Here is a 15,525-nt window from a genome sequence, read left to right on the forward strand (position 1 = left end):
TTCATTTTGAATCTGAAGTTGAACGCTTAGCGCTAGCTTTTTGAAAAGACTCGCAAAAACTCTTGGTTTCCATCTGCGCCGGTGATCGGCGATGGGAGCGCCAATTTGTCTTGCCAACCTTTATTTTCCATGAAGGTTTTGAAGCTTTGTTGTGCGCGATCGGTTGCGTCTTGATTTGAGACGATCCCACCTTTTCCAACAAATTCTCGCCCCACTTCGAATTGCGGCTTGAACAGCAGAATGGCGTCTGCACCATCGCGGCAAAGTGACAATGGTGCGTCCAAGATTTTTTCTAAAGAGACAAAGCTGATGTCACAAACCAGCAAATCAATTTGGTCTGGGATGGTATCGGCGGAGAGTGAGTTGGCGTTGGTTTTGTCCAATTGTACAATGCGATCATTGTTGGCGATTTTTTCCGCCAGCTGCCCATGCCCAACATCAACCGCATAGATTTTTGCAGCGTCGTGCTCAAGCAGTACCTGACTGAAACCACCTGTTGAAGCACCAAGATCAAGACAGATTTTTCCGCGCGGATCGATGCCAGAATGCTCAAGACCTGCCTTCAGCTTTAACGCCGCACGGGAGACATAATCCCCCGCCGGATCATCCACCTCGATGCGCATCTGCGCGGTGACGCGATGACCGGGTTTCGTAATGATTTTGTCATCCACCTTTACGGTGCCGCGAACAATCGCATCACGCGCCCGAGCGCGGGACTGGCAAAGCCCGCGCTTTTCCAAAGCCACATCAAGTCGATGCGGTGCGCTAACCATTGCTGTCCATCAAGCGCTTCAATTTGGCCAATGCGCTATCTTTGTTTTCGCCAAATCCTATTGTACCAGCTAAGTCACCGTTTCGGTCCAGCAAGAAGAGGGTAGCGGTGTGGTTGACCAAATATTCCGATGCACCTTCACTCTCGACGTTTTCCGCGAACACACCAAATGTCTTCTTGACATGATCCACCTGTTCGCGCGTACCAGTTAGCCCAATCAAATCGTCACCGAATGATGTGAGGTAAGTTGCAAGCATTTCAGGTGTATCGCGCTCGGGGTCGACAGACATGAAGACGATCTGTACGTCGTCGCCAGTCAGGCCGAGTTCTGTGCGCCATGTGGTGCTTTCATAAAGGGTGGTTGGGCAGACATCTGGGCAAAATGTGTAGCCGAAGAAGAGCATGGTTGGCTTGCCCTTGAAATCTGCCTGCGTGAACTCACCGCCCTTTGCGCGCTGCATGGTGAAGTCGCCGCCGAACTGTACCGCCTGTGGTTTTTTCGGCTGGCTTTGCTGAAAGACCGTGAACAAGGTCGCGGCGATGCCAACAACGACAACCAAGCCCCAAAGGACCAAACGAACGCGAGCGAGTGACATATTATTCCCCTTTGGAATCTGATCAGCTTGCAAACTATGCAAAAATTCTTGCTGGTGCGATGCGACTTTTTCGCATTGCCCATCACAATTTACTTACCTGCCAAAACCATCGCTTTGATTCTTTGCGCTTTTTCAAAGTGGTCGAGTTTGTGGGTAGAAATCCACCAAGTGGCTGCTTCCATCAACAGGTCAGGGTCATCGTTTTTGTTTTTGAAGAAAGCGTAGAAAGAAAGGCCAACTTTGTCACCTTTCTGCGCGATCTTGGCATCACATACTTCAATGACTTTTGAACGCAAGCTTTCGCGCAAGGCTTTAGCCGTCCAACGGCTCTGTGCCAGCAGGGTTGCCGTCGCGATCAAGAGTGATTTTTTCAATGCGTGCTTCTGCCTTGCGAAGCAGGTTCTCGCAATGTGCTTTGAGCAATCCGCCACGCTCGTAAATGTCGATCGACTCTTGAAGTGGCGCTTGGCCACCCTCTAGCTTGCCCACGATCTGTTCCAGCTCGGTCAATGCATCTTCAAAACTTAGCGCTTCAATTGCCGCTTTTTGGTCTTCGCTCACCCAAAATGCTCCTCTTGCTCAAACTTGATATGATCTATCGCAGGGCCAGATGTGCCGTGTGCGAGCATAGACAAATGTGCCGCAACACCTTGGCCCAACCCATCAAGATCATATCCGCCTTCTAAAAGTGATATGATTCGATTGTCGCAACGCTTGTCAGCAATGTCCATCAATTTGCCCGTGATCCACGCAAAATCATCAGGCACCCAGTTGAGCCCTGCCAACGGGTCACGTCGGTCAGCGTCAAATCCAGCAGAAATCAGAATTAGATCAGGATGAAAGTTCTCAATCGCGGGCAAAATCACATCTTTGTAGGCAAGCTGCATTTCCTTGCCATCAGTCCCTTCAGAAAGTGGCGCATTGAAAATGTTGCCGGCACCAGTTTCATTGATAGCGCCCGTGCCCGGGAACAAAGGCATTTGATGGCTTGAAGCATACATCACGTTTTTGTCGGTATAGAAAATGTCCTGTGTGCCGTTACCGTGGTGAACATCGAAATCAACAATGGCTATCCGCTCCAAGCCCTTTTGCTGGGCAATGCGCGCCACAACGGCAATGGTGTTAACTAGGCAAAAACCCATCGGTGCGTCGCGTTCAGCGTGGTGGCCCGGTGGTCGAATGGCGCAAAATGCATTTTCATGATGGCCAGCAAGCACTTCATCAAGCGCGTCAAGACCGGCCCCCATCGCAGTCATAATCGCGCCTAAGGATTCTTTTGCAATATAGGTGTCGCCGTCAATCTGGCTCATGCCTTCGACGGGGCGCAGCGTTTTGAGTTGGTCGATATACGCTTTTGGGTGAACCTCAAGTGCAAATTCAAGGCCCGCGCATGCAGCTTCCTTGCGTTTTATATCCGCAAAATGGGGTAGGGCAAATACCTTGTTAAGCCGCCGCAACCTATCCGCCCGCTCCGGATGTCCAGGCGGTGTTGCATGGTCTAATCCCTGCGGTTGCGTGATCAAAAGGCTCGACATCATTTTCCCTATCATTGCACGTCAGTTCATTATGTTCCTTGACGCGGCGCACTTCAATTGCCAAACAGCGCAAATGAGTGAACGCCATCTATACCCTTTTCCGGTTTCAGTAAATGAAGCTGTTGAATATTTGCATAACGGCAACGTGGTCGCCATGCCCACCGAAACGGTTTATGGGCTGGCCGGACTTGCACGCAATGATGATGCGGTGCTCAAAATCTTTGAGACCAAAGGGCGCCCCCGTTTTAATCCGCTAATTGTGCATTGCGCAGATATGGATATGGCGCAGAAAGTCGCACAGTTTAACCCATTGGCGCTCAAAATCGCTGAGAAGTTTTGGCCCGGTCCGCTCACCCTAGTTCTACCAAAAAAAGCAGATGCAAATATTTCGGATCTTGTAACCGCAGGGTTGGATACCGTGGCCATTCGGTTGCCAGAGCATTCAATCGCACGCAAAATACTACAAACACTGGGGCACCCTGTTGCTGCCCCTTCAGCCAACCCTTCTGGAAAGCTCTCGCCCACGATGTCGCAACACGTGATTGATGCCTTTGAGCAGAAAGTTCCTGTGGTTGATGGGGGGGCGTGCGAAGCAGGCGTTGAATCTACAATTCTAGCGGTTGAAGGCGAGCAAGTGACCTTGTTGCGCCCGGGAAGCGTTACTGCGGAAATGGTCAAACACGCAATAGGCGCATCGGTTGCATATCCAACTGGCAGCAAAATCGTTGCGCCGGGTATGTTGAAATCTCACTACGCGCCCAATGCTTCTGTTCGTCTCAATGCCCGCGAACCAAATATTGGCGAGGCATTCCTTGGCTTTGGTGAGCTGCAAGGCGAGGGCGACAATTGTCGGAACCTTTCGTCAACGGGCGATTTGGCAGAAGCGGCTAAAAACCTTTTTCAGTATTTGCGAGAGCTTGATGGAACTGGCGCGGCGACAATCGCCGTGGCACCAATCCCCAATGAGGGGATCGGCATCGCCATCAATGATCGACTAACCCGCGCTGCCGCGGATCGCACAAGCTAGTCCCGCGGATTGTAAGGTTTTTGGTCTCGCCAAAAGCGCATTAGGCTTTCAAGGTCCGGATCGGATTCGTCTGGCAGCTTGATCCGCAAATTGACATACAGATCGCCTTCACCAAACAACCCCTTGCCCTTCAGCCGCATAGCCTTGGATGTATCAACACCTGCAGGGATGTTGAGTTCCACCGCGCCAGACAATGTCGGAACGCGCACTTTGCCGCCTAACACCGCTTCGTAAAGCGCAAGCGGTACATCAACACGTAGGTTTTCACCGTCTTTGCGGAAGTGTTTGTGCGGTTGTATGCGCACATTGACAAGCACATCGCCTTTGGAGCCGCCAAATGGTGGTGCTTCGCCTTGGCCCTTGAGACGGATCTGTTGCCCGTTTTCTAATGGCCAGGGCAGATTGACGGAAAGAGTTTTGCCATTTGGCAGTCGCACAGGAACGGGCTGTCGTGCGCTGATTTGCTCAAGCGTCACTTTTAAGCCCACCTTCACGTCCTGGCCTTTGGTTGCGCGACCAGCGCCACCCGTGAAGCCGCCAGCACTGCCCATGCCCATTGGGCCCGCGCCGCGTCCGCCGCCGAAACCGCCCATAAACTCTTTCAAGATGTCTTCTGGGTTTACGCCAGCGCCGCCGCCAAAGCCACCTGCACTGCGTTGTCCGCCGCGCTGACCGCCGCCGAAGCCAGAAAAGTCGAAACCAGCCATCTTTGGGTTGCCGTCGGCGTCGATTTCGCCGCGATCATATTGGCCACGCTTTTGCTTGTCGGACAAAAAGTCATAAGCATTCGAGGCTTCAGCAAACTTGGCTTGGGCCTTAGGGTCATCTTTATTCTGGTCGGGGTGATAGGTTTTGGCGAGTTTGCGATATGCAGACTTTATGTCTTTTTCGCTCGCGGACCTTGGTACACCCAACACACTGTAAGGATCACGCATGTTTCTTCATTCACTCCTATCAACGCGTTGCAGCGACAAATTATGCGGCTACGCGGACATATTCATAAGTTGCGCCATATATGGCCATCCGGCGCTCGATTGTCCAGTGTTGCGCACTCCGTGTAGCGCTAAAGTGGTAGGGGACGTTGCTCTTCGATTGCCTCCATGGCGAAATATGAAGTAACAGAATCCAATTCAACCTTTGAAATCAGCCTTTGATAAACATCATCATAGCTGTCCATATCGTTGGTGATGACCTTCAGAAAATAGTCGTAATCACCACCAATTCGGTAAAAATCGACCACTTCCGGAATTGTTGAGACATGTCGTCGAAATTTCTCGAGCCAATCAACCGAATGATGACGCGTCTTCAACATAACAAAAACGACAAGACCCAATCCGAGTAGCTTGCGGTTTAGCATCATAGATTGATTTAGAATCAACCCTGCCTCACGCAAGATCGTAATGCGCCGCCAGCACGCGTTTTGCGAAAGATTGACCATCTCCGCCAGCTCTCGTTGCGACAGTGATGCATCTCTTTGCAAAATTCTTAGGATCGCTATGTCAGTTTGATCGAGTTTTGCTCCATTCATTCGTTCATTTGACAACAAAAGCAGTGGTTTTGGCAAGTAAAATGGTGAAATATTGCGATAGTGCAGTGGTATTATGGTATTTCTTGAGGAAATGAGGGTCATATGTGCCGCTGGATCGCATATTTGGGGCAACCCACTTACATCGCTGAGTTCTTATATGACGGGCCGCGCTCGCTGTGCGCGCAGGCACAACAATCGCACAAAGCAAAGTTGGGCGTGCACGGTGATGGCGGTGGGCTTGGTTGGTATGGCGATCAGAAATGCCCAGGGCTATATCGCAATGAGGGGCCTGCATGGGCTGACCCCAACTTACGAGAGTTGACCGCGCAGCTCAAAGCCAAACTATTTTTTGCACATGTTCGCGCTTCAACTGGCGCACCAAATACGTTTGTCAATTGCCACCCATTTCGGATGAACCATTGGCTGTTTATGCACAACGGCCAAATTGGCGAATTTGGCAAAATACAGCGCAAGCTTGAACAGGCATTGAGCGAAGATGCATACGCTGCGATGCAAGGCACCACGGACAGTGAATTGATGTTTGGCCTATTGGTCACCAATGGATTGTTTAACGATCCCGAGGCAGCGATCCGAACCACACTAAACAGTATACGCGCTGTGATGCTTGAACAAGGTATCAAAGATCCATTCCGCGCAACGTTTGCCATCTCCAATGGAGAGCAAATCTGGGCGGTGCGTTGGTCAACTGACGTCTATGCCCCATCACTTTATCAGCGTGATCTGAATGGCGACATTCTGCTCGCATCTGAACCCTTGGACAGTGAAGCGCAAAATTGGCAGGAAATACCGCCAAATTCGCTCGTCTGCTTGCGAAGGGCTGCCGGTGCAAAAACCGAAATTGAAATTGAAGAGTTGTTTGACGAGGTGCCACATGTTCGAGCAGTTTAAGGCGAAATTGAAATGCGATGATTTGATCGCCCAATTGCGTGCAGGATTGATTGGCGACGGTATAGACATTCCGGGGCCATATGGTGCCAAAAAGCTCGTATATGCAGACTATGTAGCTTCTGCACGTGCGCTGAAACCGATTGAAGATTTTGTAACAAACAGCATTCTGCCTTACTACGCCAACTCGCACACGCGATCATCCTATTGCGGTGCCTATATGACGCAAATGCGGGAGCAAGCGCGCGCCGAAATTGCGCAATCGCTGGGTGCGGATGATCAGTATTCGGTTGTTTTTACCGGCGCTGGTGCCACTGCAGCAGTCAATCGTCTTGTTCGGCTACTCGCGGTAGAAGAAGCCGTTCGGGCAGGGCTAAACCCCGTGATTTTCATTGGTCCATACGAGCACCATTCGAATATTTTACCCTGGCGCGAAACTGGCGCTGAAATTGTGATTATCCCGGAAGCAGTAAGTGGCGGACCGGATATGGACGCGTTGAAGGCGCAACTCGAAGCCCATTGCGAATGTTCATTGAAAATCGGTTCGTTTTCTGCCGCTTCTAACGTGACAGGCATCACAACAGATGTTGTCGAGGTCACTCGGATACTCAAAGAAAACCGCGCGTTTGCTGTCTGGGACTATGCGGGTGGGGCGCCTTATCTGCCCGTTTCCGTCAAGCCGTCAGGTGTTGAGTTGGATGCAGTATTCCTCTCAGCCCATAAATATCCGGGCGGTCCGGCTGCGTCTGGCATTCTGGCGGTCAGAAACCAACTAAGCTCAACCAATCGCCCAAGTTGGCCCGGCGGCGGCACCGTGACATACGTATCGCCTTGGAGCCATGACTATGTGTCGTCACTTTCCGCACGCGAAGAGGCGGGTACACCCAACGTGATTGGCGATATCCGCGCAGCTCTGTGCTTCATGGTTAAAGATGCGATCGGGACGGGGTTTTTGGCGGAACGCCAAGCAGAACTGCGAGCGCGCGCCAAGTCAAAATGGCTCAAACAAGATAATATTCGGATTTTGGGCCATCAGTCAGCAGAACGGCTGCCCATTTTTTCATTCCAAGTTTTGGATGAAAACGGCGAGCTGGTGCATCATCAATTGTTTACGCGCATGTTGTCCGATCTTTACGGCATTCAAGCCCGGGGTGGGTGTGCATGCGCTGGACCATACGGGCATGATTTGCTTGGTATTGACGCTGATCAATCAGCGCAAATGCGTCGTGAGATAAAAGATGGCAATCCACTTGCACGGCCTGGTTGGGTGCGACTGAATTTCAGCTATCTCCTTGACGATGAAAAAGCTAACTTCATCATTGAATCAGTTATCGAGTTGGCCAATAGTGCGAGCAAATTTATCGATAATTATGTCTTTGACCACGCAACGGGTAGCTTTTTACATCGAGATGAACTGAAGGCTGACGCGTCGTTACGAAACGTTGTTTGCTGTTCATAGTTGTTGTTATGCACCCTAAGCGCAAGTTGAACCTGATCTGGGTGATGAAATATGCAAACCGAAGTGCAGAAACTAAACGAACAGCTTTTCGATCACAATTACACGGGTGAAATTGATCCGTATGAATTGTTTGATAAATGGTTGGTTCTCGCCTCAGAAAAAGAACCGATGGCCAATGCACTAACCCTTGCCACGGTTGATGCAGACGGAATGCCGAACGCTCGCGTGTTGCTTTTGAAAGGGCGAACTTCTGAAGGGTTTGTCATCTATACGAACAAGCAAAGCAAAAAGGGCGATGAATTGGGCCAAAATCCCAAAGCGGCCCTCGGCTTTTTTTGGAAATCACTTAACTGGCAAGTGCGCATTCGCGGCAACGCCGTTCCGGTATCATCGGAAACGGCCGATGCCTACTTCCAATCGCGCCCCCGTGGGTCGCGCATCGGCGCACATGCTTCCGAACAGTCTCAGCCCCTGGCCAATAGGCAGGTTTTGATGGATCGCGTTGCTCAGTTTGAAAAACAGTTTGGTGAAGATGTGCCGCGGCCGGAGCATTGGAGCGGTTACACGATCGAGCCGGTTGAAATAGAATTTTGGTGCGATGGCGAATTCCGCCTGCACGACCGTGTTCGATTTACACGAGAAAACTCAAACCAACCTTGGACAAGAAAGCGTCTGTTCCCTTAAGGTCTGTCGCAGAAAACAAGTTGTAAGGTTTTATGCGCGTATTTATCCGAACATCGGGTTGGGCAATTTGGGCTGCGCGAATTGCGCGCCCTGTGCTGCCTTTGGTCCTGTTGGCTGTGGCATTCCACTATATTGGCGTAATGACCAGTCCCGTGTTCGTGGCTGCGATCTTTGTGGCCATCGCCTTGGCACTGGTCTCGCTTGTACTTGGGCTTATTGGTTATGTCAGCATTTGGTACAGTGGCGACGCTGGCTGGCGTGAGGCGAGCAGCGGCGTTATTGTGGGATGCTGCGCAATTCTCTTTTCAGCATTTGTAGTTGTTACATCGGCCCAAAACCAAACATCAACTGACGTATCGACATCGCCTGCAACCACGCCAATTTTGCTTGAAGGCGAAGTGCGGAATGATCTGCCAGCCAATCCCGTGAACAGTGACCTTTTTCGTCTTGCTTCAACGCGGGAATACAGAGTTTCTGCAGCCGAAGGTATTGCGCTTGTGGAGCAAGCTGCAAATAGCCTTGGTTGGCTGTTTCTTGACCAAAAACGCAGCGGCGCAGCAGAACTTCACAATTTCTACGAGTCCAAAACACTGATTGGGTTCAAAGATGATGTAACAGTTAGCACTCGCGCAACTGCGCGTCTGCTCATTGTCAATGTACGCTCGGCCTCACGATATGGAGATGGCGACTTTGGCACCAACAGTCGTCGAATTGAGCAGTTTTTGCTAAAACTAGATGAACTGGTGGAGCAAGCGCAAAAGCAGTCAGCCGAAAACTAAGCGGTGGGTCGAAATCGCTTTTTGGCACCATCATCAAGTGTGGCGCACACAATTATCTTGTGAAAAGGAAGAATTGCGGCAAGATAAGCATGACCAAACGCATTATGTCGTTTGCAGACTGTCGTCATGATGACGCGAGCATTCTTTCCCTTGGTACGATAGAGCGACACTCGAAAATCTTGGTGCCAATCATCCTCACCAAGAATTATCTCATCATCCAAGATCTCAAATATGCGAAAGAATGCTACTCGATCACCAACGCGCTTCTCAGTTGCAGGTTTTTTAGCCTGTTCAGCCGCTAAATCGTCCGTTGTTTTGAGTTTTAGTGGGCTCATCAAAATATTGCGCAATTTGAGCAACCAAATTGCCCAGCCAAGTTCGATATTCCCGAACTGTTCTGCGAGTTCGCGCATGTCGCATTGTTGCAAATCTTGACGCTGCCTGATGTCAACGCCGTAGCTATCCATAAAGTCTTTTGCGCCGACATATGTTTGAAGCACGCTATCACTAGGCAGTTGGTCAATCTTGGCCATAATCATCCCCACAATCTGGCATCGTGCAGGCACTTTAGCCTAGTGAAAGGATTATGGAAGAAGTGCACTTGTCGCAAGCGACGATCGGTCACGCCTTAAGCTTGTAGCGTTTCGCCCAGAACATGCTTTGCGATTCAATTTCATCATTCGCTTCAAGATAGTGGAGATGCGCGTTCAGTGTTAACAAGGCTGCTGGCTTCACGTTCACTGGGATGTCTGGGTAGATCTTGTTCAACAGGGAAAGCGTCCACATTGGCCCCTTGGCAAGCGCATCCAATATTTGAACGTTGCGTTCCTGTCGGTGGGCCAACAAAGTCGTCGCGAATTCTGGCCCGTCTTTTATTGTGTCGCCATGCGCGGGTAAGTAGCAAGTTGAACGCAAATGAATCACCTTTTCAAGCGACGCTAAATAGTGCTCAAGGCTTCCATCTGGGTCGGAAATTAAACTAGAAGACCATCCCATGATATGATCCCCTGTGAAAAGCTCATTCCGACCTTCTATCGCGATAGCAATGTGGTTTGCGCAATGCCCTGGCGTTGTGTGAATGATCAGTCCAATTTCACCCAAATCAATTTTGCTGCCATCTCGAACCATATATTCTGGCTTTAGGCCGTAGTGACCTGATTTGCGCAAAGGATCGCGCTCAAAACGCTGTAAGGTTCGGGAAGGGCGATGCGGTCCCTCAAACATCAATGGAATACTCAAAGCCTTCGCTAACTTTGGTGCGAGAGCTGAATGGTCTCGATGCGTATGCGTAAGAAGGACGCCTTTGCATTTTTTGCCTGCAGTAGCGCTCAGTATCGAAGCGAAATGATCGTCATCGTCCGGCCCCGGGTCGATGATCACCACATCATCAAATCCCACAATGTAACTATTTGTGCCACGAAAAGTGTATGGTCCTGAATTTGGAGCAACTATACGCGAAATACCTGGAGCCAAAATCTCAGGCTCCCCAACTGCAGGGTCGAAGTCTAGGTTATAGTTCGGCGCTGTCCGCGTCTGCATATATGCCCATTCTGAATTGGTCGAATTCAACCATACTTTGAAACACACATATGCAATAAAGCGAAACTATTTGAACTGCAACAAATTGCGATCGTTCTGGTAAAAGCTTATTGCGGGAATGCTGCAACCCATAATGCAGCGAAATATTGGAAATAGATCTTTATTTATGCTGTTCTGCCATTCAAATCCAGCGGCATATCTATTTGAAAACATTAGAAACAAGCACTAGCGCGTGCCTTGGGCGACTGATGAGCTTTTGAGTTGTGTGTTTTCTCAAAAAAATTTCATTTTCGCTCAATTGGGTGGTTGCACCTTCATCCTAAAACGCGTATAGACCGCACCGTTCAGTCATAAAACTGACGCGAACAAATTGTTGGGGTGTAGCCAAGCGGTAAGGCAGCGGTTTTTGGTATCGCCATGCGAAGGTTCGAATCCTTCCACCCCAGCCATTCTTTCTTCAGAATCTATCCGGCTAATGTGATTCAACGGCTTGCGAGCGGCTAGTAATCCTGCTCGAAGAACACACCAGCTTTGGTTTTTCCATCTTCAGAGGTTTCACCGCGCGCCGTGATGTTGTCCGTAATGTTCAGGTCGATCGTCACCTTGCCTGATCCGGCACCTGTGCCTTTTTCCACATTGAGATAAGTACGCTCGTTCAAATAGCCACCGATACCAAGCGTGGTTTCGCCCTGTTCGTTGGTTTTGATGTCGACATCATCTAGACCGGCGATTGACCGCAGTCGACCAGCAAGCCCGCCATCTGTGCCCGCGCCATTCAGCGTATTAACAGCGCTAGCCAGTTGGACAAGTTGCAAAGGTGAAAGCTCAGTTAGGGAGCGGCCAAAAAACAGCTTGGCGACAATTTGGTCTTGCGGCAACGATGGCGAAGATGCGAACGAGAATTCAGGGGACGACGCTGGTCCGCTGACCAAAATTGAATACGAGCTTCCCGCTTCGCGCGTTGTTGCTGAAAAGTTCAACGTCGGGTCAAGTGGACCAGCAAATGTAATTTGTCCGGCGTCAAAGTCGAAGCGCTTCGTCAAGATCTCCATGCGCCCGCGGCTCATGCGGATTGTGCCCTTTGCTGTCGGACGGGCGGTCGTGCCACCGATTGAAAGTCCGCCGCCCAACTCAGCATCAAGACCGCGCCCGCGAACAAAGATACGATTCTGGGCGTTGACATTGATGTCTAAGGCCATCGAAGGACCAGATCCGCCAGACTGTTGTGGTTGTAGCGCTTTTGATTGCGCGTTGACCGCTTGGCTTGCATTCTTGTGCGATACTGCGACCGGCGACACAACATTTGGCAGGGCTGCTGGGATTGTAATGTCAGCACGTGTGACGCTGACCTGACCAGAGATTAGGCCCGTTTCCGCCAAGCGGCCCACCAGCGCCAAGTCCGCGTCAAAATCCGCTGAAATGAGCACACCGTCACTATAGTTCCCGTTTCGAACACTCAGGGTCAGATCTGATTGTAATTTGTCACCTGGGCGCAAGGAAATGCTGCCCCTAGCGCTCAGCCGTCCGTTTTCACCTAGCCGGCCCTCAAGAGATGAAATGGTTGCATTGTCACCGTTAAACGCCAAAACACCAGTTAGGTCTGTCACCCGTATGCGAGAAGCAATTTCGGTAAAGCGTGCCCCATTTGTACTGACTTGGCCGCGGTAATCTGGTGCATCAAAACTACCGCCGATGGTGGCGTCTAGATTTGCAGTACCCGATAACACAACACCAGAGTTCGTAAGTGGCTGAGCCACGTAGGAAAACGGCAGATTTCCCTTTACCGCCAGACCAAGTCGCTTGTTCGCGATGTTTGTGTCGCCTGAAACAGAAATATCTAGACCGCCGCCTGAAACAGTCAGTTGAGTGGTCAGAATGTCGCCGTTGTATTTCCCCGCGCCGTTGATGTTTAGCGAGGCCAACTGGGCGTCCCTGAGTGGCGTGCCGGATAGACCGCTGCTATCAATTTGGTAAGTGATAGTTGGGTTGGATGGCGATCCAGCAACTTTTGCACGGGCGGTGATCTGCCCCGAGGGCGCAAGGCCAGTTCTTGCCAGTTTTTCGACCGTGGACATTGGCAGTTGTGACAATGTGATATCAAGGTCAAGATTGTTCGAAATCGAGCCAATGAGAGTGGCATTGGCCCCATCAATGCTTATTGCAGGCGCTGATATTGAAACCGAACCTTCGCTCAGTATCGCTTTTGCTGGTTTTGTATTTTCAATGGCTATGCCTTGATATCTGGTGGTAGCCTTTTCAACATCAATAATTGTCTCGTTGGCATTTTGGCTCACCATTGCGCGCAACAAGATGGGGCTGCCATTTAGGCTTGCGTCAAAGCGAGTTGGCCAGAAACCGTTTTCTGTCGAAACACTGAGTTCGGCGTTTTTCAAAACTTGCCCTGCGGACGCAATTGTTTCGGCGCGTGCACTGATAAGCGGCATAGGTTTGCCAAACAAGTCCGAGATGTTCGCTTCCAGTTGCAAATTAGATATTGTTGTCGTGTCATAGCCAAGAGAGGGCGCCGTTAGGTCGAGCTCTATTGATTGTTGGCCATTTTCTGCGCTCACATTCAATCTACCCGTGGCAGAACCGGAAAGCCCAGTCTGCAACAATAGTGGGGCGAGTTCGCTCAGATCAAATACTTGAAGGTCGGCGATGCCCGCGACCAACCCTGCTGAGTTAAAAGACAAATCTGCAACTATTTCAGCGCCGGGTATGTTGATGCGCAATGCGTCGACTTTGCGCGTGCCATCTTCATCTGCAGTTGTACTTGCCGCAACGGAAACTGGTGTCCCTGCATATTTGGCGTTGAGCTTGGCTGTCAGCGTTTCAAATGCAGTGCCGCTTATGGTGCCGTTAATGTCTGATAGCGACTCGTTTGCGATTGCGATATTCTGACCGCTCAACGACACATTGATGTTTGGGTTGTTTCTCGCTCCATCCGCAACTGCGTTGACGAGCAGTTGCCCCGTCAATCGTGGATCAAATTGGCCAATATCATCAAGGCGTAAATCGCCAGCCAAATTCAATTGATCTGCTGAGAGCGAACCGGACGCATTCGCGTTTAGATTGGCGCTTTCTACTTCTAGTTTCTGCGCACTGAGATTGCCCCGACCGTCAATCGTCAGATCGGCAATAATTGTGCCGGGCCCGCCACCAAGAAGTTTTCCAATAAGATTGTCCGTCGCAACATTAATATCGCTTACCGATGAAATCTGCATTGCGCCATCAATAAGATTGTATGCGCCTGAAAGACTGCTCGAAATCACATCATTCTTGATCGCAAGTGAGCTGATGCTCATCGTCCGATCAGCGATATTTAGGTCGCTTTTTATGCTTAGATTGCCGGCGAGAAGCGCATCGACTGTTTGATCGCCAGTGACAATTGTTTCTATTGCAGCTGCTAGGCTTGCGGTGCCCTTTGGTTCAAGTAGATTGAGCTTTGGACTTTGGATGTCAAAGGACGCGCCTTGCAGACCAAAGGAGCCTTCTTCAAGTTCGGTAATATGACCTTGAGCTTGAAGAACAGCCTCGCGAACTGTTCCCAAAACGCTTGCTTTTAGACTGACCTTGCCAAGTCGCGTGACGGTTCCCGGTTGCCTTGCGAACTCGACGATCTCGCCGTCGCTGCCAATTCGCACATCAGTCATCAAGTCGACACGGTCCTGCTCGGGACTAAATGATCCGCTGGTTGTGATTTGTGCTAGCGCAGAGGTGAGGGTAGCCTGGTCGATTGTGACGTTGCCACCGGCATCTCGGCGAGCTGAAATCACAACGTCAGTGTTGCCTGCAACAAGTGGCAAAAGCGATTTGGGGAGCAAGGGGGCGAGTTGGCCGCTGAGTTGCGCTTCTATAGATTGCAAGTCATTCGTCAAAGACAGCGTTGCGCCGCCATCGACAACCTGTTTTCCGTTGAATGAAACCGCAAAATCAGATTTCCAAGAAGACGGGGGTCCACTGCCAGTTAAGCTTATGTCGAGTGCGGGTGTGTCTGGGATGTTTAGCAATTTTGCAAACACACCGTCTTTGCCATCGTTCAATTGAAACGAAAGACTGGTGGTTTCCGCCGCTGGGCTAAACTGCCAACTGGCTTCAAATGCACCATCGCCATCAGTCTGTTGAAAGCTAATTGCGCCATCAGTTTGGAGTGGTTGGTTTGCAGCGTTCAGTTCCCCCGAGATTGTAAATGTAGCTGGGTGGCCGACGAACACTTCGCCGAGTATCAGTTCGCCAATTTCGAGTCCCTCAATTGATGCGCTTCTAAGCGGTGCGGGAAGCAACGATTTTGGCCAATCAAAGCGTTGTGAAGGGGAAACTGGTTGCGCAATGGGAAGCCTTGCGACCTCTAGTTGTTGAATTGACGCTTTTTGGAGTTCCAGGCGACCAAACACCATATCCAAGAGACTGTAGTCGATGACGATGTCTTGTCCCGTCGCCCAAGTGCCATCGGCATCAGATAGAGTTACTTTTTCAACCACAATTTGGTTGCCCAGCAGTGAGTGCAGGCCGCGAATCTGAACCTGTTGGGTGTCATTGCTAGCGAGGTTGTTGATGAGGTTTGCTGTGACATCGCGCCCTGGTGGTGTCGCCAGCAGAAACGCAGCCGCAATGCCACTAAGCAAAAGCAACGACGCACAAAACAAAGCAACGCGCTTTATCAACGAGGGTAAAATCTGCATGTCTTAGGCGAATCCATT

The 15,525-nt window shown here is 50.5% G+C and carries 15 protein-coding genes and 1 tRNA gene; 6 read left to right on the forward strand and 10 right to left on the reverse strand.

What is annotated here, in order from left to right:
• Window positions 1-32: 32 nt before the first annotated feature.
• The 5 genes from QQL65_RS10475 to QQL65_RS10495 form a co-directional block, all read right to left on the reverse strand.
• A complete protein-coding gene (locus QQL65_RS10475; RefSeq protein WP_284364305.1) occupies window positions 33-773 on the reverse strand; it encodes a TlyA family RNA methyltransferase in 741 nt (246 codons plus the stop codon).
• Entirely contained in the window at window positions 766-1,368 is a 603-nt protein-coding gene (locus QQL65_RS10480; protein ID WP_284364307.1) for an SCO family protein, read from the reverse strand. Before QQL65_RS10480 ends, QQL65_RS10475 begins: the two co-directional genes overlap by 8 nt.
• 89 nt (window positions 1,369-1,457) lie before the next feature.
• Window positions 1,458-1,742, reverse strand: a complete 285-nt coding sequence (locus tag QQL65_RS10485; protein WP_379863391.1) for a DUF6500 family protein — start codon at window positions 1,740-1,742, stop codon at window positions 1,458-1,460.
• On the reverse strand, window positions 1,681-1,929 hold the full coding sequence (locus QQL65_RS10490) for an exodeoxyribonuclease VII small subunit (RefSeq protein WP_284364309.1): 249 nt from the start codon (window positions 1,927-1,929) through the stop codon (window positions 1,681-1,683). The genes QQL65_RS10485 and QQL65_RS10490 overlap by 62 nt, the downstream gene beginning before the upstream one ends.
• Window positions 1,926-2,906 carry a histone deacetylase family protein gene (locus tag QQL65_RS10495; protein WP_348529147.1) on the reverse strand — a complete coding sequence of 327 codons (981 nt, stop codon included), beginning with the start codon at window positions 2,904-2,906 and terminating at the stop codon, window positions 1,926-1,928. The genes QQL65_RS10490 and QQL65_RS10495 overlap by 4 nt, the downstream gene beginning before the upstream one ends.
• A 70-nt stretch (window positions 2,907-2,976) precedes the next feature.
• On the opposite strand from QQL65_RS10495, the gene QQL65_RS10500 reads away from it, so the two are divergent.
• The gene (locus QQL65_RS10500; RefSeq protein WP_284364311.1) at window positions 2,977-3,930 is read left to right on the forward strand and encodes an L-threonylcarbamoyladenylate synthase; all 954 of its coding nucleotides are present in this window, start codon (window positions 2,977-2,979) and stop codon (window positions 3,928-3,930) included.
• Here the strand turns inward: QQL65_RS10500 and QQL65_RS10505 are convergent.
• Together QQL65_RS10505 and QQL65_RS10510 are read right to left on the reverse strand one after the other, a co-directional pair.
• The gene (locus QQL65_RS10505; protein ID WP_284364312.1) at window positions 3,927-4,865 is read right to left on the reverse strand and encodes a DnaJ C-terminal domain-containing protein; all 939 of its coding nucleotides are present in this window, start codon (window positions 4,863-4,865) and stop codon (window positions 3,927-3,929) included. The two genes, QQL65_RS10500 and QQL65_RS10505, sit on opposite strands and share 4 nt — an antisense overlap.
• 128 nt (window positions 4,866-4,993) lie before the next feature.
• Window positions 4,994-5,458: an Lrp/AsnC family transcriptional regulator gene (locus QQL65_RS10510; protein ID WP_284364314.1), complete on the reverse strand. Its 465-nt coding sequence runs from the start codon at window positions 5,456-5,458 to the stop codon at window positions 4,994-4,996.
• 102 nt (window positions 5,459-5,560) lie between these two features.
• Between QQL65_RS10510 and QQL65_RS10515 the strand changes: the two genes are divergently transcribed.
• The 4 genes from QQL65_RS10515 to QQL65_RS10530 are packed head-to-tail and all read left to right on the forward strand — an operon-like array spanning window position 5,561 to window position 9,286.
• The gene (locus QQL65_RS10515; protein WP_284364315.1) at window positions 5,561-6,367 is read left to right on the forward strand and encodes a class II glutamine amidotransferase; all 807 of its coding nucleotides are present in this window, start codon (window positions 5,561-5,563) and stop codon (window positions 6,365-6,367) included.
• A complete protein-coding gene (locus tag QQL65_RS10520; RefSeq protein ID WP_284364317.1) occupies window positions 6,351-7,823 on the forward strand; it encodes an aminotransferase class V-fold PLP-dependent enzyme in 1,473 nt (490 codons plus the stop codon). The genes QQL65_RS10515 and QQL65_RS10520 overlap by 17 nt, the downstream gene beginning before the upstream one ends.
• 51 nt (window positions 7,824-7,874) lie before the next feature.
• Window positions 7,875-8,507, forward strand: coding sequence for a pyridoxamine 5'-phosphate oxidase (pdxH, locus tag QQL65_RS10525; RefSeq protein WP_284364318.1), 633 nt, complete (start codon window positions 7,875-7,877; stop codon window positions 8,505-8,507).
• Between the two features lie 32 nt (window positions 8,508-8,539).
• Complete coding sequence (locus tag QQL65_RS10530) at window positions 8,540-9,286, forward strand: DUF1499 domain-containing protein (protein ID WP_284364319.1); 747 nt, start codon at window positions 8,540-8,542, stop codon at window positions 9,284-9,286.
• Here the strand turns inward: QQL65_RS10530 and QQL65_RS10535 are convergent.
• Window positions 9,283-9,819 carry a DUF2867 domain-containing protein gene (locus tag QQL65_RS10535; RefSeq protein ID WP_284364321.1) on the reverse strand — a complete coding sequence of 179 codons (537 nt, stop codon included), beginning with the start codon at window positions 9,817-9,819 and terminating at the stop codon, window positions 9,283-9,285. The two genes, QQL65_RS10530 and QQL65_RS10535, sit on opposite strands and share 4 nt — an antisense overlap.
• Window positions 9,820-9,907: 88 nt before the next feature.
• Entirely contained in the window at window positions 9,908-10,825 is a 918-nt protein-coding gene (locus QQL65_RS10540; RefSeq protein WP_284364322.1) for an MBL fold metallo-hydrolase, read from the reverse strand.
• A 374-nt stretch (window positions 10,826-11,199) separates the two neighbouring features.
• Here QQL65_RS10540 and QQL65_RS10545 point away from each other — a divergent pair.
• A tRNA-Gln gene (locus QQL65_RS10545) sits at window positions 11,200-11,274 on the forward strand.
• 51 nt (window positions 11,275-11,325) lie between these two features.
• Here the strand turns inward: QQL65_RS10545 and QQL65_RS10550 are convergent.
• Window positions 11,326-15,507: a translocation/assembly module TamB domain-containing protein gene (locus tag QQL65_RS10550; RefSeq protein WP_284364323.1), complete on the reverse strand. Its 4,182-nt coding sequence runs from the start codon at window positions 15,505-15,507 to the stop codon at window positions 11,326-11,328.
• Window positions 15,508-15,525: the final 18 nt, after the last annotated feature.

Origin of the sequence: Maritalea porphyrae, assembly GCF_030159895.1 — a bacterium.
Classification (GTDB): Bacteria; Pseudomonadota; Alphaproteobacteria; order Rhizobiales; family Devosiaceae; genus Maritalea; species Maritalea porphyrae.